Here is an 18,836-nt window from a genome sequence, read left to right as displayed (position 1 = left end):
GGCCGGCTCAGGCGGGGGCGGTCGTCGCCAGCCGGGCCCGCAGGCCGGGCAGGTCCGGGCGCAGGGCGACCGTGCTCTCGACGAGGAAGTCGCGGTCGACGTGGTCGGGGCCGTGCACGACGCCGGTCCAGTCGACCACCCCGACGACCTGCTCGTCGTCGACCAGCAGGTTGCCGAGCCAGAAGTCGCCGTGCACGAGCACGCTGCCGTCGGGCTGCCGGCTGCGGGCGTGCAGGTCGGCGAGCACCGCCAGGGCCCGGTCGACCCAGACGACGACCTCGTCGGCGTCGAGCGCGGCGGGCAGCAGCGGTCGGCCCGGCAGCCAGGTCATCCGGCACACCGACGGCGCCGGCTCCCCGACGATGCGCGGTGCGAGGGTGAAGCCGATGCGGTCGAGCTCGCGCAGCGCCTCGACCTCGGTGGTCCCGCTCCCGGTGAGGTAGTGCTTCTCGAGCACCCGGGGAGGCGAGCCGCAGACCAGCTTGACCTCCTTGCTGTCCCGGTTGCTGATCTTGCCGACGATGCGGTCGTCCGCGGGGGTCACCGACGACCCGCGGGGACGCGCGACCACCAGCCAGGCCGGGCACAGCGGGGCCAGGGCACCGACCGGCGACCTGGTCAGCAGCGACACCAGGGTGCCGCGCGTGCCACCGACGTGGCTGAGGGTGGCGCCCAGGACCGACCTGACCGCCTCGGGCGCGGCGAGGTCGAAGGCGGTCACGGGGGCCGCCGACGAGCGCAGCAGGCCGAAGACCTGGTCGACCTCGAGCCCGGCCGACCGCAGCCGGCGGCGCACACGGCCCAGGCCGACCACGGCGTGGCGACCACCCGGTCGGCCGGCGAGCCGGTCGGCGAGCCGCAGCGGGCTGGCGGCGTTGTCGACGACCAGCACCAGTCGTCCGCCCGGGGCCAGGGTCGCCGCGTGCCGGCGCAGGGCAGCGGCGTCGAACGCGATGTCCTGGAGGCAGACCACGTCGTGGAGGCCGCCCGCGGCGCCGTCGTCGAGGACCCCGCCGCGGTGGCGCACGGCCGCCTCGGCGACCCGGTCGTCGCCCACCAGGCGCACCCGGTCACCGGCCGCGAGGCCGAGCAGGTCGACCCAGCTGGGGGAGTAGACCGCCGCGGTCTCCGCGTCTGTGCGGTCATCGAGCGGCACAACTGTCATCATAGGGACAACTGCGGGCGGGACGCCGACCGCACTCGTCGTGGGGGTGCACCGTCACTGCAACATCCAGTCGTCCGCCGATGCTCCGGCGGACGCCTCTTCTCGTCCTCGCCCTGGTCGCGGCACTGGTCGTCGCCGTGCTCGTCGCCCTGCGCGACGACCCGACGCCGGTGGCCCAGGAGCCGCGCCGCGCCCCGACCGGCCTCCCGACCCCCGACCCGGTGCCCACGATCCCGCCCGACATCGAGCCCGACCCGGTGCCACGCAAGCCGCTGCGCGTCGGCATCAGCCCGGGCTTCAGCATCCTGTCGGCCTCCGACGACGAGCTGCGCACCGACCTCACCGCGGCCACGCGGCTGGGCGTCGACCGGGTGCGCATCGACCTCAACTGGGCCAAGGTCGCCCAGTACGGCGGGCTCGACTGGTCCGACACCGACCGGGTCGTGCGGGCCAGTCGCGCCGCCGGACTCAAGGTGCTCGTCGTGGTCAGCTACAGCCCCGTCTCGGGCCGCCTCGACGACGGGTCGCCCGACCCCGCCCTCTTCGGCCGGTTCGTCGCCGCCGCGGCCCAGCGCTACCGCGACCAGGTCTTCGCCTGGGAGCTGTGGAACGGTCCCAACCGGGAGTCGTTCTGGGCGGCCCCGCCCGACGCCCGCGAGTACGCCCGCCTCGTCGAGGCCGCCGCTCGCCCCCTGCGCAGGTACGACCCCGGCGCCCGGATCCTCGTCGGCTCGTTGGCCCCGGCGGTCAACGGCGCGGTCGGCCTGCAGGTCAACCCGGTGACCTTCCTGCGCCGCTTCTACGCCACCGGCATCGACCGCGGCCTCTTCGACGTCGTGTCGGTCCACCCCTACACCTACCCCGCCCTGCCCAGCGGTCGGCAGCCGTGGAACACCTACGCCCGCCTCCTCGACCTCTACAAGGTGATGGAGCGCGCCGGCGACGGCGACAAGCCCGTGTGGCTGACCGAGTACGGCGCCTCGACCGGCGCCTCCGCGCGCTCGGTCAGCCTCGCGCGCCAGGAGCAGATGGTGCTGGGCGCCGTACGCGAGGCTCGGCGCCTGCCGTTCGTCGACTCGCTGTGGTTCTACGCCTTGCGCGACACTGACAGCGACTCGAGCGACCCCGAGACGGGCTTCGGCCTGCTCGACGACGCCGGCCGACCCAAGCCCGCCTACTCCGCGCTGCGGCGCGAGCTGCAAAGGAACTGACATGGACCTCCTCGAGCACGCCGCCGGCGTGTGGGCGCGACGATGGGTGGTCCTCGTCGTCGCCCTCGCGGCCGCGGCGGCCGTCCTCGTCTGGCGCTCCACCGCCCCCGACCAGTACGTCGCCCAGACCACCGTCCAGGTGCGGCTGCCCGAGGACCAGGCGAGCGACCCGTCGGTGCAGGTGGGCTACTACGCCGACACCGTCGTCGGGCTCACCACCAGCCGAGGCGTGCTGGAGAAGGCCCTGACCTCGCTCGGCCGGCCGGCCGACGAGGACGCGGTCAGCGCCGTGAGCGGCGACGTGACCGCCGAGTCCGGCACCCAGCCCGGGTTCGTGACGGTGGCGGCCACCGGTGCCGACGGTGTGGAGGCCGCCGACCTCGCCGACGCCGTGGCTGCGGTGCTCGCGACCGAGGTGGCCGCCGACCAGGCCGACGACCTCGCCTCGCAGCGCGCGGCCATCACCGACGCGATCGCCCTGGTCGGTCGCGAGCGACGCGAGGTGATCGGCCGCGACAACGTCGCCGTCGCCGCGCTCGAGCGTGAGCGTGAGGCCCTGCTGGGCTCGCTGCGCGCGGTCGCCGACCGACCCTCGTGGCGGCTGGCCGTCGTCGAGCCGGCGACGATCCCCGACGGCCCCGCGTCGCCCAAGCCGCTGCGCGACGCGCTGCTGGCCCTGATCGTGGCGCTGGTGCTGGCCGCCGAGGGCGTCGTGCTGGCGCGGGCCCTGCGCGGGTCGCTGTCGGCCCGCGACCCCGGTCGCGACGCCGCCGCCACCGCCGGCGTACCGGCCGTCGTGATCGACCCCGACGACGGGCCCACCGCCGTCGCGTCGCTGCTCCCCGTGCTCGAGGGCGACCGGGCGGTCAACCTCGTCCAGCTCGGCGACGCACCCCAGGCCCGCGCGGCGACCCTGGTCGCCCGCCTCCTCGCCGCCCGCGGCGACGACGTGCTGCTCGTCGACGTCGCACCGCAGCGGCCGACGGTCGACCGTGAGCTGGGCCTCGACGAGGGCCCCGGCCTGACCGGGCTCGCCCGCACCCTCACCCCGGCCTCGCTCGACGCGCTCCCGCAGCACGACCGGGTCCGCGTGCTCACCGCCGGGGCGCCGGCGCCCGGCGACCACCCGGCGCGGGTCGCCCGCGTCGTCGAGGTCGCCCCGCAGTCACGTCTCGTGCTCGCCGCGAGCGTCGACGACGTCGACGACCTCCTCGACGTCTCCAGCGCCCTCAGCGGACCGACCGTGCTGGCGGTCGACGCAGGCGTGACGCGCAAGCGGCTGCGCGAGGCCGTCACCGCCCTGCGCGGGCTCGGTCTCGACGTCGTCGCCGTCACCGTGCACCGCGGGCAGCGGCGCAGCAGCCGCGCCCCGCGCGCGGTCGCCCGGCAGCGGGTCGCCGCGGAGCAGCCGGCCTGATGCGCACGGTCATCGTCCACGAGCGCTTCACCGAGCTCGGTGGCTCCGAGCGCGTCGTCGAGCAGCTGGTCCAGGCGTTCCCCGGCTCCGAGGTCTTCGTCCCGGTCCACGACCGCGCCGTGAGCCTGGAGGGCATCGACCCCGACACGGTCCGCTCGAGCCCGCTGCAGCGGCTCTACCGCGGCGGCGGTCGCTACGCCGAGCTGCTGCCGCTGCTGCCGGTCGCGATGGCCCGCGCCGACCTCTCCGAGGCCGAGCTGGTCCTGACGTCCCACCACGCCTTCGCCCAGCGCGTCCGCCCGCCCGACGGCGTACCGATGGTGAGCTACGTGCACACCCCGGCCCGCTGGATCTGGGAGCCGACCTCGCGCGCCGGCGAGCCGGGCGGCAAGGTCGGCGAGGTCGGGCTGGCCGCCTTCGCCGCCAGCCAGCAGCGCGCCGACAAGCGCGCGGCCGCCCGGCCGCAGCGCCTGGTCGCCAACTCCACGACGGTGGCCCAGCGCATCGAGCAGTGGTGGGGGCGCGAGAGCGTCGTGATCCCGCCGCCGGTGCGCACCGACGTCTTCACCCCCGACCCGACGATCGAGCGCGAGGAGTTCTTCCTGCTCGCCGGGCGTCTGGTGCCCTACAAGCGGCCCGAGCTGGCCATCAGTGCCGCCCGGCGGGCCGGGGTCCGGCTGGTCGTCGTCGGCGAGGGGCGTTCGCGCGAGACCTGCGACGCGTTCGCCGGCCCCGGGATCGAGTTCGTGGGCCGCGTCGACGACGCCACCATGCTCGACCTGATGCGGCGGGCTCGGGGCCTGCTGTTCCCCGGCATCGAGGACTTCGGCATCCTGCCCGTCGAGGCCATGGCCTGCGGCCTGCCGGTCGTCGCCCTCGGCGCCGGTGGGGCGCTCGACTCCGTCGTCCCGGGCGTCACCGGCCTGCACGTCACGCCCTCGTCCACGGCGTACCATGACGAGGCCGACGCGTTCGCCAGCGCGCTGCGCGACTTCGACGACATGTCCTTCGACGCCGACGCGATCCGCCGCCACGCCGAGTGGTTCGCCGAGGACAAGTTCCGCGAGCGGATGCAGGCCGTCGTCGCCGAGGTCGTCGGCTGACCGGTCGTCGTCGTACGGCGGTGTGAACAAGAGCACGCTTGCTCAGTTTGCGTTTTGCTAGCTGTTGCTAGCACAGTGGGGTCATGGCCAAGAGCAAGGTCGGGCAGACCGTCGAGTCGCTCGGTGACTACCTCAAGGAGCAGCGACTCGCGTCGCGGCTGTCCCTGAGGCAGCTCGCCCAGCAGGCCGGTGTCTCCAACCCTTACCTCAGCCAGATCGAACGGGGTCTGCGCAAGCCGTCCGCCGACGTGCTGCAGCAGATCGCCAAGGCGCTGAGGATCTCGGCCGAGCAGCTCTACATCCGGGCCGGGATCGTCAGTCCCGAGGCCGGGGCCGGCAGCTCCGTCGAGATCGCCGTCCTCGGCGACCCCGGGCTCACCGAGCGCCAGAAGCAGACCCTCCTCGACGTCTACTCGTCGTTCCTGGCCGCCAACCCGGCACCGGAACGGCCCGAGGACGACGAGGACAGCACACCCGACACCCACACCCAGGAGACGTGATCCACATGGCCAAGACCAAGATCGACTTCAAGTCCCTCGAGATCCCCGCTGCCGCCAAGACCCCCCTCTACGCTGGCGTCGGCGCCGGTGACCTCGCCGTCACCGCCGTCAAGGAGTACGTCGCCGACGTGCAGAAGCGCCTGACCGGCGTGCAGAAGGACGCGACCGCCAAGGTCGCCGACGTGCAGAAGTCGGTCACCGACTTCGACGCCAAGAAGCTGCGCGCCACCGCCCTCGAGCAGGCCAAGGCCCGCCGCGCGGCGATCGAGGCCCGCGTCGCCGAGCTCCAGGCCGAGGCCAAGGCCCTGCCGACCAAGAGTCAGACCGTGGCGCTCGACTACGTCGAGACCGTGACCGGCACCTACGCCGAGCTCGCCAAGCGCGGCGAGGCCGTCGTCCGGGGCACCAAGCTGCCCTCGAGCGCGACCGTCGAGGTCAAGGTCAACACGACCAACCCCGCCGCCAAGAAGAACACCCGGAAGCCGGCCGCCAAGAAGGCCACCCCGGTGACCTCGACCGCCAAGAAGGCCCCTGCCAAGAAGGCCCCGGCCAAGAAGGCCCCCGCCAAGAAGGCGGCCCCCGCCAGCACCTCGAGCACCGCGAGCACCTCGAGCGCCTCGAGCAACTGAAGAGACGACGAGCAGCCCACGCTGTTCTGACTCCTCCCACCACGACCGGGCCACCCGGGTCCCCGCACGCGTCAGCGGCGAGGACCCGGGTGTTCTGCGTCAGGTGCCTGCCGCAGACCGCCGGCGCCCGTAGGCTGGGGGCACCATGAACGTCTTCTTCGCCCAGAGCATCGTCATGATCGTCGTCCAGCTCGCGATCCTGAGCGTGACGATCTTCGCCTTCGTCAACTCGCTGCTCTACTCCGCCGAGGCCTACGAGGCCGCCGGCAAGCTCACCAAGACCACCTGGTGCACCATCCTGGGCCTCGGCGTCGTGCTGTTCTTCGTGCCGATCCCGCTGGCCCTGATCAGCATCGTCATGCTCGTGGCCGCGCTGGTCTACCTGGCCGACGTGCGCCCCGCCCTGGCCGGCCTCCACCGCCGCTGAACCTCACGGACACGGCCGTCTCTCAAGGGTTGCGCAACGGTTGCGCAACGGCCGTGCAACGCTTGCTGGGCGTTCCCCGTGGTCTTCGCCGATTCGGCGAATCGCCCCTGTCAGGGGGTTAACCTCGGGCTTCAACCATCGAAGGGGGACGCCATGACCGGCGAGCACGAGAACCGACCGTGGGGCAGCTGGGAGGTCCTCGGAGAGGGCGACGGCTACAAGGTCAAGCGGATCGTCGTCGAGCCCGGCCAGCGGCTCAGCTACCAGACGCACGAGCACCGCGCCGAGCTGTGGAACGTCGTGGCCGGCCGCGCCACGTGCGTGGTCGACGGCCGGACCGTCATCGCCGGACCCGGTGAGTCGGTCCGCGTCGAGATCGGCCAGGCGCACCGCATCACCAACATGGACGTGGAGGTGCTGGTCATCGTCGAGGTCCAGCTCGGCGGCTACTGCGGCGAGGACGACATCTGCCGTCTCGACGACGACTACGGCCGGATCTCGGTCTGACCCCCACCGGGGCCGAGCCGCCTCCGCGCCGGACGTGGTCAGGGACGTGGCAGCCCTCAGTTAGGATGGCCACGTACCAATCAGCCGTTATCGGATGGGAACCGTGGAGCTCAGAGACTACTGGTTGACCGTCCGACGGCGATGGCGCCTGATCGTGCTGTGCGTGCTCGCCTCCACGGCGGCCGCGTCGTTCCTCACGTGGCAGTCGACGCCGATGTACGCGTCGTCGGCCCAGCTGTTCGTGTCGACCACCAGCTCCGACACCAGCGACGCACCCGCCGGCGGCGCGTTCGCCGCCCAGCGGGTGGAGTCCTACGTCGGCTTCATCAAGGCCCAGTCGCTGGCCGAGACCGTCGCGACCAACCTCGGTGGCGAGATCGACGCCGGGGTGCTCAAGGACTCGGTCACGGCCGAGGCGGTGCCCGAGACGGTCAACCTCGTCGTGACCGCGCAGTACTCCGACCCGGTCGTCGCGCGCGACATCGCCCAGGCCTACGCCGAGGCCCTCAAGGACCGCATCGCCGACGTCGAGTCGCCCGAGAGCGGCGGGGTCGCCCCGATCCGCGCCTCGATCCTCGACCCGGCCCAGATCAACGACGCGCCGGTCAGCCCCAACGTGGTGCGCAACCTCGGTCTCGGCGTCGTCCTGGGCCTGCTGCTCGGGGTCGGTCTCGCCGTGCTCCGCGACCTGCTCGACACCTCGATCTCCACCGCGGAGCAGGTCGCCGAGGTGACCTCGCGCCCGATCCTGGGCACCATCTCCAGCGACCCGACCGCGGTGCGCAAGCTCCCGTCGGCCGCCCTGGCCGAGGCCACGCCGTGGGCCGAGGCCTTCCGGGTGCTGCGCACCAACATGCAGTACGTCGAGGTCGACCACGACCACCGCGTGTTCGTCATCTCCAGCTCGCTGCCCGGCGAGGGCAAGTCGACCACCGCGGTCAACCTCGCCATCACCCTGGCCATGGCGGGCGAGACCGTCTGCATCGTCGAGTGCGACCTGCGCCGGCCCACGATGGCCGACCGGCTCAAGCTCGACGACTCCGTCGGCACGACCAGCGTGCTCATCGGCCGCCTCTCGGTCGACGACGCCCTGCAGCCCTACGCCGACACCGGCCTCAAGGTGCTCACCTGCGGCCCGCGCCCGCCCAACCCGTCGGAGCTGCTGCAGTCGCACCAGATGGAGATGCTCATCAAGGAGCTCAGCAACCGCTTCTCGGTCGTGCTCCTCGACGCGCCACCGCTGCTCCCGGTCACCGACGCGGCCCTGCTCGCCGCCCGCGCCGACGGCATGCTCGCCATCGTGCGTCACGGCAAGACCACCAAGGACCAGCTCGGTCACGCCCTGGAGCGGGTCGAGTCGGTCGGCGCCAAGTGCGTCGGCGTCGTGATGAACATGGCCCCGACCAAGGGCCGCGGACGGGCCGGCTACGCCTACGGCTACCAGTACACCTACACCGAGGAGAAGAACCTCTCGCGCCGCGCGCAGCGGCGGCTCAAGCGGTCAGGTAACGACGCAGCGCACGCATAGCGGGCTCGCTGGTCCACCCGGTCGCCTGGAGCTTGCCGAGGTCGAAGGCGCTCAGCAGCGGTCGCGGCGACATCGCCTTGCCGGCGACGTACTGCGCGGTCGAGACCCGGCCGACGTCGGCGGGGTCACGGCCCAGCAGCTCGAACACGCTCGCGGCCACGTCGGCCCACGAGGTCGGCTCGCCGCCGTTGCTGACGTGGTAGACGCCGTGAGCCGCGGCCGACTCCAGCAGGTGCCGGGTCACGCGGGCGAGCTCGTCGGTGAAGGTGAGCCGGCCGACCTGGTCGTCGACCACGGTCGGGCGGGCGCCCTCGCCGGCCAGCCGGGCCATCGTGCGCACGAAGTTGTGCCCGTCACCGATCAGCCACGACGTGCGCAGCACGTAGTGGCGATTGGCGGTCGCGACCGCGAGGTCGCCGGCGGCCTTGGTTTGGGCGTAGACGCCCAGCGGGGACACGGGCTCGTCCTCGGCGTGCGGCGAGCGGGTGCCGTCGAAGACGTACTCGGTCGAGTAGTGCACCAGGGTCAGGCGGTGGGCGTCGGCGACCCGGGCCAGGGCCGCGGGGGCCGCGGCGTTGGCGGCCCAGGCCGCCACCCGGCCCTCGGGGGTCTCGGCCAGGTCGACCGCGGTGTAGGCGGCCGCGTTGAGGATCGTGTCGTGCTCGTGCCAGGGCCAGGCCGCGACGGCGGCGGGGTCGGTGACGTCGAGCTCGTCGAGGTCGACGCCGACGGCGTCGGGGAACTCCGCGAGCAGCGCTCTCCCGAGCTGGCCCCTGCTGCCGATCACGAGCGTGGTGCGTGGCCGCACGCGCATCGCGTCGGCCAGCCGGGGGTTGGCCCGGTCCTTGTCGGAGACCTCGGCCTCGGCGAGCGGGATCGGCCAACCGATCGCGACCTCGGGGTCGGCCAGGTCGAGCGCGGGGTAGGCCAGGCCGGGGCGCCAGTGCTCGTTGACGAGGTAGCTGTAGGCCACGGCGTCGTCCAGGGTCTGGTAGCTGTTGCCGACCCCGCGCGGCACGAAGACCGCCGTCGCCTCGTCGAGCTCGAGGGTGAACGTCGTCCCGAACGACGAGCCCTCGCGCATGTCGACCCACGCCCCGAACGCCCGCCCGCCGGTCACGGACACGAACTTGTCCCACGGCTCGGTGTGGATGCCACGGGTGGCGCCACGGCGGTGGTTGAAGGACACGTTGTTCTGCACCGGCTCGAAGTCGGGCAGCCCGAGGGCCGTCATCTTCTCGCGCTGCCAGTTCTCGCGGAACCAGCCGCGCGCGTCCTCGTGGACGGGCAGGCGGACGACGAGCAGGCCCGGGATCGGGGTGGGCTCGACGGTCAGGTCAGTGGGCACGATGCTCCTTCGAGAACGGCGGTCTCGGCGCGCGGTCGCGACCTCGTTCCTCGGTCGCGCGCTTGCTCGACCTGCACACGCCCACGCCGCTCGCTCGTTCCTCGCGACCGGCTGCGTGCTTCACGCTTGCCCCTTGGCCGCGTAGGCCGCCTCGGTGGCGTGCTTGTGGGGCGCCCACCAGTCGCGGTGCTCGGCGTACCAGTCGATGGTGGCGGCCAGGCCGGCGGCGAAGTCGGCGTAGGAGGGCGTCCAGCCGAGCTCGGTGCGCAGCTTGGTGGAGTCGATGGCGTAGCGCAGGTCGTGACCTGCGCGGTCGGCGACGAGGTCGTAGTCGTCGGCCGGGCGGCCCAGGTGGGCCAGGATCATCGCGACGACCTCGAGGTTGGTGCGCTCGCCGTCGGCGCCGATGAGGTAGGTCTCGCCGATGCGGCCGTGCTGCAGGATCGTCCAGACCGCGGAGGAGTGGTCGGCGACGTGGATCCAGTCGCGGACGTTGGTGCCGGCGCCGTAGACCTTGGGCCGACCGCCTTCGAGGACGTTGGTGACCTGGCGGGGGATGAACTTCTCGACGTGCTGCCACGGCCCGTAGTTGTTGGAGCAGTTGCTGATCGTGGCCCGCACGCCGAAGGACCGCACCCACGCGCGCACCAGGTGGTCGGAGCCGGCCTTGGCGGCGCTGTAGGGGCTGCTGGGGTTGTAGGGCGTGTCCTCGGTGAAGCGCTGCGGGTCGTCGAGCGCGAGGTCGCCGTAGACCTCGTCGGTCGACACGTGGTGCAGGCGGGTGTCGTGCTTGCGGCACGCCTCGAGCAGGCAGAAGGTGCCGACGATGTTGGTCTGGATGAACGGACCCGGCTCGCTGAGGCTGTTGTCGTTGTGGGACTCGGCGGCGAAGTGGACCACCGCGTCGTGCTCGCCGACGAGCTTCTCGACCAGCGGCTGGTCGGCGACGTCGCCGACCACCAGGCTGACCCGCTCGGCGGGCAGGCCGTCGAGGGCCTCACGGCTCGCGGCGTAGGTCAGCTTGTCGAGGACGGACACGACGGCGTCGGTGTGGGCCACGAGGTGGTGGACGAAGTTGGAGCCGATGAAGCCGGCTCCGCCGGTCACGAGGATGCGCTGCACGGGCCCACCCTAGGTGGGTCGGGCGGTGTGTCGCGGACGGGACTCAGTAGGCTCCGCGCGAGCCGACCACCGCACCGAGGGTGCGGGCCAGGATCGCGACGTCCTGGAGCATGCTCCAGTTGTCGACGTAGTAGAGGTCGAGCCGGGTGGCCTCGTCCCAGGTCAGGTCGGAGCGACCCGAGACCTGCCACAGCCCGGTGAGGCCGGGGCGGACGTGCAGGCGCCGGGCGACGTCCTCGCCGTAGGAGGCCACCTCGGACGGCAGCGGCGGACGTGGACCGACCAGGCTCATGTCGCCGCGCAGCACGTTGACCAGCTGGGGCAGCTCGTCGACCGAGAAGCGCCGCAGCCACTGGCCCGATCGCGTGATGCGTGGGTCGTCCTTCATCTTGAACAGGCCGTCGATCTGGCCGGTCTCGGCCTGCAGCCGAGCGAGCAGCGCCTCGGCGTCGGGGACCATCGTGCGGAACTTCAGGCACGTGAACTCGTCGCCGTGACGACCCACGCGGGTCTGGCGGAAGATGACCGGACCGCGGTCGCGCACGAGGATCGACGCCGTGGCCGCGAGGTAGAGCGGGGCCATCAGCAGCAGCAGGGCGAGGCTGCCGACGATGTCGAAGGTGCGCTTGCCGATGCGGGCCGCGTCGCTCCAGGTCGGCGGGTCGATGTGCATCAGGGGCAGCCCACCGACCGGGCGGACCCGGATGCGCTCGCTGCTGGTGTCGCTGACGCTGGGGGCGACCACCAGCTGCACGTCGTCCTGCTCGAGCTCCCAGACGATCTGGCGCATCCGTCGCGCCGAGGTGTCGGAACCCCCGGCGAAGAAGACCACGTCGCTCTCGCGCATCGCCGACACGTCGTCGGCGTTGCCCACGACGGGGATACCGGACGGGGTCTCGGTCGACAGGTCGTGAGTGGGCGTGAGGGCACCCGTGATCTGGTAGCCGAGCCAGCGCTCGCGGCGCAGCACCGCGGCGACCTCGTCGACGTGGTCGGCCGAGCCCGCGATCAGCACCCGCTGCTGCAGGGCGCCGTTGACCCGGGCCGCGTGCACGGCCCGCCGCGCCATGAACCGGCCGAGCAGGAGCAGCGGCACGCCGAGCCCGAAGAGGAGGACAAAGAAGCCGCGCGACAGGGGGTACTGCCCGAGGTAGCAGGCGACGCTGACCAGGCCCGCGGTCAGCAGGCCCGCGTTGAGCACGCGCTTGTACTCGTCGGTGCCGGCACCGAAGACGTCGGCCTTGTAGCCGCCCAGGAGCGAGGTGGTGGCGATCCACCCCAGCACGATCAAAGGGGCGGTCGTGCCGACCGTCGACGTCACGTCGGCGGGCTCGGCGAAGAGGAAGCCCTGACCCCGGCCCACGACGGCCAACCCTGTCACGGCGACGACGAGAACCAGGTCGAGGGCGCCCACCATCACCGGGAGCCACCCCACGACCCGACTCGGCGAGCGTGTGCTCAGTCGGGTGGCTGTCTCTGTCAACGTCACAAATTCTCCACACGTAGGCGCCGCGGACGCATCCCCCAGAAGGCAACGTCTCGACCACGGTGTCGGACCGGACCACAGTAAGCGCCGCATCCCGATCGCACAGCAATGTCGGGACTTTTTACACTGGCGTCATCCCTTTCGGTGACGGTGCCGGTGGCCGGAAGGTCCACTGGGGCACCATGACCCGCATGCGCGGAATCATCCTGGCCGGCGGGACCGGCTCCCGGCTGCACCCCATCACCCACGCGGTGAGCAAGCAGCTGATGCCGGTCTACGACAAGCCGATGGTCCACTACCCGCTGTCGACGCTGATGCTGGCCGGGATCCGCGACGTGCTGGTGATCACCACCCCGCACGAGGCCGCTCAGTTCGTCCGCCTCCTCGGCGACGGCTCGCAGCTCGGCATCTCGATCACCTACGCCGTGCAGCCGAGCCCGGACGGGCTGGCGCAGGCCTTCCTCATCGGGGCCGACCACGTCGGCGACGACAGCGTCGGCCTGGTCCTGGGCGACAACATCTTCTACGGCGCCGGTCTCGGCACCCGGCTGCGTCGCTTCGCCGACCTCGACGGCGCGGCCGTCTTCGGCTACCGCGTCGCCGACCCCACGGCGTACGGGGTGGTGGAGTTCGACGCCGACTTCAAGGCCGTGTCGCTGGAGGAGAAGCCCGCCAGGCCGCGCAGCCAGTACGCCGTGCCGGGGCTCTACTTCTACGGCAACGACGTCGTCGCCAAGGCCGCCTCGCTGCGCCCGTCGCCACGCGGCGAGCTCGAGATCACCGACCTCAACCGTCTCTACCTCGACGAGGGCCGGCTCCAGGTCGAGGTGCTGCCGCGCGGCTCGGCCTGGCTCGACACCGGGACCTTCGACGACCTCAACGACGCCAGCAACTTCGTCCGTGCGATCGAGGCGCGCCAGGGCACCAAGGTCGGCGCCCCCGAGGAGGTGGCCTGGCGGATGGGCTACATCGGCGACGACCAGCTGCGCGTCATCGCCGAGGGCCTGCTCAAGAGCGGCTACGGCGGCTACCTCCTCGGGCTGCTCGAGCACGGCTGACCCGCAGCGCCGGGGTCAGGCCCCCTGGCCCGGAATGACTAGGAGACTCGATCCGCCCGCCGGTCCCGCGGCGCAGCCGGACCGGGCACGCTGGGGACGTGCTCCTCGAGATCCTGCTCGCCGTGCTGGCCTGGTGCGTGCTGCCCCTGCCGCTGGCCGTCGTGGTGGGTCGCGCGATCGACGACGCGGGGCGCACGGCGCAGACCGCCGCACTCGAGAGCGTCGACCACGGGGTCTGACGGCACACACGGCCTGACGTGCCGCCGACGACCGGAGGGAGGCCGTCGGCGGCGCGTAGGGCGTGTAGGGCGCGTAGAGCGCGTGGGGCGTGTCCGGGCGTGGGATCGCGGCGAGCCTCCGGATAACCTGCCGGGATGAAGGTCCTGGTCACCGGCGGCGCCGGCTACATCGGTTCGATCACTGCGAAGGCGCTCGAGGAGGCCGGGCACACGCCCGTCGTCCTCGACTCGCTGCTCAACGGACCGCACGCGTTCGTGCGCGACCGGATCTTCTACGAGGGCGACATCGCCGACCGCGAGCTGCTGCGGCGCATCGTCGCCGAGCACCCCGACCTCGACGCCACGATCCACATGGCCGCGCGCATCGTCGTACCCGAGTCGATGGAGCAGCCGTACCTCTACTACAAGGACAACGTCGCCAAGTCGCTCGAGCTCTTCCACGAGCTGACCGCGCTCGGCAAGCCACGCGTGCTGTTCTCGTCGTCGGCGAGCCTCTACGCCACCAAGGACGACTTCGAGGTCACCGAGGACGACCCGCTCGAGCCGACCTCGCCCTACGCGCGCACCAAGCGGATGATGGAGCAGGTCCTCGTCGACCTCGCCGCCGCGACCGACCTGCGCGCGGTCATCCTGCGCTACTTCAACCCGGTCGGCTCCGACCCCGACCTCGAGTCCGGCATCTACGTCAAGGAGCCGAGCCACGTCATCGGCCAGCTGGTGCTCGCGGCCCGCGGCCTCAAGCCGTCGTTCACCATCACCGGCACCGAGCACCCGACCCGCGACGGCACGGGCATCCGCGACTACATCCACGTCTGGGACCTCGCGCGCGCCCACGTGGCCGCGATCGAGCGCTTCGACCAGGTGCTCGCCGAGGTCGACGCGACCTCCACCATCATCAACCTCGGCGCCGGCGACGGCGTGACCGTGCGCGAGCTGGTCGCCGCCTTCGAGCGGGTCTTCGGCGCCCCGGTGCCGATCACCGAGGCCGGCCCGCGACCCGGCGACGCCGTGGGGGCCTACGCCAACGCCGACAAGGCGGCCCGGCTGCTCGGCTGGCGGACCGAGCTGTCCATCGACGACGCCATCGCCTCGGCGCTGGCCTGGGGCGACAAGCGGATCGAGATCCTGGGCTACGAATGACCCTCCACCCGGTCGGCCCAGCGGTACTGGTGCTCGTGCTCGCCCTGTCGGGGTGCGCGGGCGTCGGGGTCGCGGCCACCGGGCCGTCGTCGGGGTCGTCGACCAGCGCGACGGCGGGGCCGTCCGGCTCACCGTCGGTGTCGGCGTCGGCGCCGGGCGAGGGTCCGCTCTCCGGCCGGACCGTCGTGGTCGACCCCGGCCACCAGCTCGGCAACAGCCGCTTCCCGCGTGAGACCGGGCGCCTGGTCCCGGCCGGCGGCTTCCGCAAGCCGTGCAACACCACCGGCACCGCCACCGACGGCGGCTACCCCGAGGCCACCTTCGCCTGGCAGGTCTCGCAAGTCGTGGTCCGGCGGCTCGAGGCGCTCGGCGCCCGCGTGATCCTCACCCGCGACCGCAACTCGACCCGGCTGTGGGGCCCGTGCGTCGACGTACGCGGTCGCGCCGGCAACCGCGCCGGGGCCGACCTCAAGCTCAGCATCCACGGCGACGGCTCCTACGCCGCCGGGGCGCACGGCTTCCACGTCATCCGCCCACCGGACCGGGCACCGTGGACCGACGACATCGCGCGCCCGTCGCGACGGCTCGCGCTCGGCGTACGACGGGAGCTGCGGGACGCCGGCTTCCCCTACGCCACCTACACCGCCGGCGGCGACGGTCTCGACGTCCGCCGCGACCTCGGCACCCTCAACCTCTCCGACGTGCCGACCGTGCTGGTCGAGCTCGGCAACATGCGCTCGCGGGTCGACGCCGCGGTCATGACGCGGCGGGCCGGACGGGCGCGGTACGCCGCGGCGCTGGTCAAGGCGGTGCGTGGGTTCCTGGGGTGAGCCGCCTGCGGTGGTGTGGTCTCGAGACGGTCGCGGGCGACCTCCTCGACCACCGTGGGGTGGCTAGAGTCGCGGTCATGCCTCTGGACCCCGGAACCGCCGCCCTGCTCGCCATGATCGAGGCGGCGCCGTACCCGCCGATGCACGAGGGGACGCCGCAGGACGCACGCAAGGCGTTCCGGGCGATGACCGTCGACCTCGTGACGCCCGAGACGCAGATCGCGGTGGGCGGCGTGGAGGAGCTGACCGTGGCCGAGCGGCCCGCGCGGCTCTACCGGCCGGCGGGGGAGGGCCCGTGGCCCACGCTGGTCTTCCTGCACGGTGGCGGCTTCGTGATCGGTGACCTCGACACCCACGACCAGACCTGCCGGCGGCTGTGCGTCGAAGGTGGGACGGCCGTGCTGGCCATCGACTATCGTCTGGCGCCCGAGCACCCCTACCCGGCGGCCGTCGAGGACGCCCTCGCAGCCGTCGCGTGGGCGGCCGACCACCTCGCCGAGCTCGGCGGGGGCGAGGTCCTGGCCGTCGGCGGTGACTCGGCCGGGGGCAACCTGTCGGCCGTCGTGGCGCAGGTCCTGCGCGACCAGGTCGACGCCCAGGTGCTGCTCTACCCCGCGACCCACATGGCCGGCGACTACCCCTCGCGCACCGACAACGGCGAGGGCTACTTCCTCGACATGGCGACGATGACCTGGTTCGCCGCCCACTACCTGGGCGACGACGTCGACCTCGACGACGTTCGCCACTCGCCGATCCTCGGTGACCTCGCCGGTGCGCCGCGCGCCCTGGTGGTCACCGCCGAGTACGACCCGCTGCGCGACGAGGGCGAGGCCTACGCCGACCAGCTCGAGGCGGCCGGGGTGCCGGTCGAGCGGGTGCGCTACGACGGCCTGGTCCACGGGTTCATCGACATGGGCATCATGAGCCCGGCGGCCGGGGCCGCGCTCGAGGACGTCGCGGCCCGGGTCCACCGGTTGCTGCGCGCCTGATCGGCGGGTTCCCATGACCTGCCGCCCCGGGCCTCACTAGGCTCCTGCGTCGTGGACGGCGCGAGCGAGGACCAGGTCTGGTGGGTCCGGCGTGCGGTGGTCGCGGTCCTGGTCGTGGTCGGGGTCGTCACGGCGGTCTTCGCCGTGGTCGCGACCCGCGCCGAGGACGCCGACGACTCGGCCCGCGACGACGGGCCGGCCGAGGTCGTCACCGACTTCCTGCCCTCCAGCGGCGTCTCCAACGGCCCGCTGCGCCTCGGCACCGTCCTGGTCGCCGGCCGCCACGGTGACCCGGTCGCCAAGCCCGAGCACACCGCGGAGTCCTACGCCGACGCGCTCGACGCCGGCGTCGACTACGTCGAGGCCCAGGTCGTGATGACCAGCGACGAGCAGCTCCTGGTCCGCGGCGACAACGAGCTCAGCCGCAGCACCGACGTCGCCGACCGGCCCGAGTTCGCCGACCGCGAGACCACCAAGGTCGTCGACGGGGTCGAGACCACCGGCTGGTTCAGCGAGGACTTCACCCTCGACGAGCTGCGCACCCTGCGTGCCACCGAGCCCGACCCCGCCCTGCGCCCCGACAGCGCGGCGTACGACGGTGACTTCGGCCTGATCTCGTTCGACGACCTGCTGACCCAGGTCAACGACTTCAACCTCGCGCAGGGCACCGAGGTCGGCGTGTTCGTAGAGCCGCTGCGGGCCTCCTACTTCCGCGGGCTGCGGCTTGCCGTCGAGCCCGCCATCGCCAAGTCGCTGCGCAAGGCCCGGCTGGTCAACGAGCCCGAGCGGGTCACGGTCGAGTCCGCCGACCTGCGGGTGCTGGCCCGGCTCGAGGCCAACCTCGGTGACAACGTCCTGTCGGGACTGGTCGTCGACGGCGACTCCTCGCGCCTGCTCACCGCCGACGCGCTCGCCGGGCTGCCCGACACCATCGACGTGATCATCGTCGAGTCCGAGGCCTTCACCAAGGTCGACGAGCCCCAGCGGGTCCCCGACCTGGTCCACGCCGCCGGGTTCGCCATCGGCGTCTACCCCGTGTCGTTCGAGAACGCGCTGCTCGGCGAGGACTTCAAGGTCGGGACCGACCCGGCCGGCGTCGGCGACCTCGAGAAGCTGCTGCGCGGCGTCCGGGCGATCGGCTTCGACGTCCTGCTCGCCGAGTCGCCGACCGAGGTCATCGAGACCCTCGACGCGCTCGAGCAGGCCGACACCGACGAGCCCGAGCCGAGCGACGCGGCGAGCTAGACCGACAGCTCCTGCATCGCGTCGAGGACGGCGACCACCTGCGGCACCTCGTGGGTGCGGTAGAGGCCGGTGCCGCCGAGGTGGGCGAGCACCGCGAACACCCCCTCGGCCGTGCGGAACTGGTCCTCGAAGATCTCGAACGAGTGGGGCAGCGAGTGGCACACCGGTACGCCGAGCCGGCGCAGCCGGAACGAGGCCATCAGCACCGACGCCTGGTGACGGACCCGGGCCCGCTGGTCGCCGAGCCGGAAGCCGAAGCCCATGCCGGGGTCGATCGCGATGCCGCGGACCCCGCGACTGCGGGCGTCGTCGATGCGGCGACCGAACGACTCGAGCATGGCCGGGAAGGGGTCGGGGTCGACGTCGCGGCCGTCGAGGTCGCGGGCGTGCGCGCCGAGGATGTGGCACAGCACGACCGACGCGTCGTGCTCGGCCGCCAGGTCGAACATCGCGGCGTCCTCGGCCGACCCGGTGAGGTTGAGGACCCGGGCGCCGGCCTGGAGGCACGCCGCGACCACGGGGGGCTCGTAGCTCTCGACCGACACCGTGACACCGGCCTCGGCCATGGCGGCGACCACGGGCACCAGGGTCGCGACCTGGCCCTCGGCGTCGACCCGGGCCGCGGTGGCCTTGCTCGACTCGGCGCCGACGTCGACGACGTCGGCCCCCTGCGCGGTCAGCACGCGGCCCTTGCGGACCGCGGAGGCGAACGACGTCACCACGCTCTCGCGATAGCTGGAGTCGCGCGACAGGTTGACCACGCCCATGATCGCGGGCCTGGTGTCGGTGTCGATCTCGCGGTCGCCGAGGCGCAGCTTCTCGACGGGCAGGTCGAGGTCGTCGGCGTGCTCGGCGGCGAGCCGGGCGAGGGCGGAGAGGCTCAGCACGACGC

General features: G+C 72.7%; 19 protein-coding genes. 14 read left to right on the top strand and 5 right to left on the bottom strand.

All coding sequences use genetic code 11. The features are described from left to right. Positions 1 to 7: 7 nt before the first annotated feature. On the bottom strand, positions 8 to 1,156 hold the full coding sequence (locus FZC61_RS01490; RefSeq protein WP_148611757.1) for a phosphotransferase: 1,149 nt from the start codon (positions 1,154 to 1,156) through the stop codon (positions 8 to 10). A gap of 89 nt (positions 1,157 to 1,245) precedes the next feature. On the opposite strand from FZC61_RS01490, the gene FZC61_RS01485 reads away from it, so the two are divergent. The 8 genes from FZC61_RS01485 to FZC61_RS01450 all read left to right on the top strand — a co-directional run bounded on the left by FZC61_RS01485 (position 1,246) and on the right by FZC61_RS01450 (position 8,487). Next, the gene (locus tag FZC61_RS01485) at positions 1,246 to 2,376 is read left to right on the top strand and encodes a cellulase family glycosylhydrolase (RefSeq protein ID WP_148611755.1); all 1,131 of its coding nucleotides are present in this window, start codon (positions 1,246 to 1,248) and stop codon (positions 2,374 to 2,376) included. A gap of 1 nt (position 2,377) precedes the next feature. After that, positions 2,378 to 3,793 carry a Wzz/FepE/Etk N-terminal domain-containing protein gene (locus FZC61_RS01480; RefSeq protein WP_148611753.1) on the top strand — a complete coding sequence of 472 codons (1,416 nt, stop codon included), beginning with the start codon at positions 2,378 to 2,380 and terminating at the stop codon, positions 3,791 to 3,793. Continuing rightward, positions 3,793 to 4,896 carry a glycosyltransferase gene (locus FZC61_RS01475; RefSeq protein ID WP_148611751.1) on the top strand — a complete coding sequence of 368 codons (1,104 nt, stop codon included), beginning with the start codon at positions 3,793 to 3,795 and terminating at the stop codon, positions 4,894 to 4,896. Before FZC61_RS01480 ends, FZC61_RS01475 begins: the two co-directional genes overlap by 1 nt. An 83-nt stretch (positions 4,897 to 4,979) precedes the next feature. After that, the gene (locus tag FZC61_RS01470) at positions 4,980 to 5,396 is read left to right on the top strand and encodes a helix-turn-helix domain-containing protein (protein WP_148611749.1); all 417 of its coding nucleotides are present in this window, start codon (positions 4,980 to 4,982) and stop codon (positions 5,394 to 5,396) included. Positions 5,397 to 5,401: 5 nt separating this feature from the next. After that, positions 5,402 to 6,025: a hypothetical protein gene (locus FZC61_RS23310; RefSeq protein ID WP_148611747.1), complete on the top strand. Its 624-nt coding sequence runs from the start codon at positions 5,402 to 5,404 to the stop codon at positions 6,023 to 6,025. 145 nt (positions 6,026 to 6,170) lie between these two features. Then, complete coding sequence (locus tag FZC61_RS01460) at positions 6,171 to 6,452, top strand: DUF2516 family protein (RefSeq protein WP_148611745.1); 282 nt, start codon at positions 6,171 to 6,173, stop codon at positions 6,450 to 6,452. Positions 6,453 to 6,605: 153 nt separating this feature from the next. Next, positions 6,606 to 6,959, top strand: coding sequence for a phosphomannose isomerase type II C-terminal cupin domain (locus tag FZC61_RS01455; RefSeq protein WP_148611743.1), 354 nt, complete (start codon positions 6,606 to 6,608; stop codon positions 6,957 to 6,959). Between the two features lie 103 nt (positions 6,960 to 7,062). Next, positions 7,063 to 8,487 (top strand): tyrosine-protein kinase domain-containing protein, encoded by a 1,425-nt coding sequence (locus tag FZC61_RS01450; protein ID WP_170285924.1) that lies wholly within the window; start codon positions 7,063 to 7,065, stop codon positions 8,485 to 8,487. Here the strand turns inward: FZC61_RS01450 and FZC61_RS01445 are convergent. The 3 genes from FZC61_RS01445 to FZC61_RS01435 all read right to left on the bottom strand — a co-directional run bounded on the left by FZC61_RS01445 (position 8,453) and on the right by FZC61_RS01435 (position 12,392). Next, the gene (locus FZC61_RS01445) at positions 8,453 to 9,835 is read right to left on the bottom strand and encodes a sugar nucleotide-binding protein (RefSeq protein WP_148611739.1); all 1,383 of its coding nucleotides are present in this window, start codon (positions 9,833 to 9,835) and stop codon (positions 8,453 to 8,455) included. The genes FZC61_RS01450 and FZC61_RS01445 overlap by 35 nt on opposite strands. Before the next feature lie 120 nt (positions 9,836 to 9,955). After that, the gene (gene rfbB / locus FZC61_RS01440; RefSeq protein ID WP_148611737.1) at positions 9,956 to 10,957 is read right to left on the bottom strand and encodes a dTDP-glucose 4,6-dehydratase; all 1,002 of its coding nucleotides are present in this window, start codon (positions 10,955 to 10,957) and stop codon (positions 9,956 to 9,958) included. Positions 10,958 to 11,000: 43 nt separating this feature from the next. After that, on the bottom strand, positions 11,001 to 12,392 hold the full coding sequence (locus FZC61_RS01435; protein WP_211357033.1) for a sugar transferase: 1,392 nt from the start codon (positions 12,390 to 12,392) through the stop codon (positions 11,001 to 11,003). 242 nt (positions 12,393 to 12,634) lie between these two features. Between FZC61_RS01435 and rfbA the strand changes: the two genes are divergently transcribed. From rfbA to FZC61_RS01410, 6 genes are all read left to right on the top strand, one after another. Next, entirely contained in the window at positions 12,635 to 13,501 is an 867-nt protein-coding gene (gene rfbA, locus FZC61_RS01430) for a glucose-1-phosphate thymidylyltransferase RfbA (RefSeq protein WP_148611734.1), read from the top strand. Between the two features lie 98 nt (positions 13,502 to 13,599). After that, a complete protein-coding gene (locus FZC61_RS22855; RefSeq protein WP_170285923.1) occupies positions 13,600 to 13,740 on the top strand; it encodes a hypothetical protein in 141 nt (46 codons plus the stop codon). 135 nt (positions 13,741 to 13,875) lie between these two features. Next, positions 13,876 to 14,880: a UDP-glucose 4-epimerase GalE gene (galE, locus tag FZC61_RS01425; protein ID WP_148611732.1), complete on the top strand. Its 1,005-nt coding sequence runs from the start codon at positions 13,876 to 13,878 to the stop codon at positions 14,878 to 14,880. Next, positions 14,877 to 15,710, top strand: coding sequence for an N-acetylmuramoyl-L-alanine amidase family protein (locus tag FZC61_RS01420; RefSeq protein WP_148611730.1), 834 nt, complete (start codon positions 14,877 to 14,879; stop codon positions 15,708 to 15,710). Before galE ends, FZC61_RS01420 begins: the two co-directional genes overlap by 4 nt. Positions 15,711 to 15,787: 77 nt before the next feature. Beyond that, positions 15,788 to 16,699 carry an alpha/beta hydrolase gene (locus FZC61_RS01415; RefSeq protein ID WP_148611728.1) on the top strand — a complete coding sequence of 304 codons (912 nt, stop codon included), beginning with the start codon at positions 15,788 to 15,790 and terminating at the stop codon, positions 16,697 to 16,699. Between the two features lie 51 nt (positions 16,700 to 16,750). After that, on the top strand, positions 16,751 to 17,944 hold the full coding sequence (locus FZC61_RS01410) for a glycerophosphodiester phosphodiesterase family protein (protein ID WP_170285922.1): 1,194 nt from the start codon (positions 16,751 to 16,753) through the stop codon (positions 17,942 to 17,944). Here the strand turns inward: FZC61_RS01410 and FZC61_RS01405 are convergent. Further along, complete coding sequence (locus FZC61_RS01405; protein ID WP_148611723.1) at positions 17,941 to 18,831, bottom strand: dihydropteroate synthase; 891 nt, start codon at positions 18,829 to 18,831, stop codon at positions 17,941 to 17,943. The genes FZC61_RS01410 and FZC61_RS01405 overlap by 4 nt on opposite strands. Positions 18,832 to 18,836: the final 5 nt, after the last annotated feature.

Origin of the sequence: Nocardioides rubriscoriae (assembly GCF_008087085.1) — a bacterium.
Taxonomy (GTDB): Bacteria; Actinomycetota; Actinomycetes; order Propionibacteriales; family Nocardioidaceae; genus Nocardioides; species Nocardioides rubriscoriae.
Note: the sequence above shows the minus strand (reverse complement) of the source record. Positions and strands in the feature narration are given on the sequence as shown.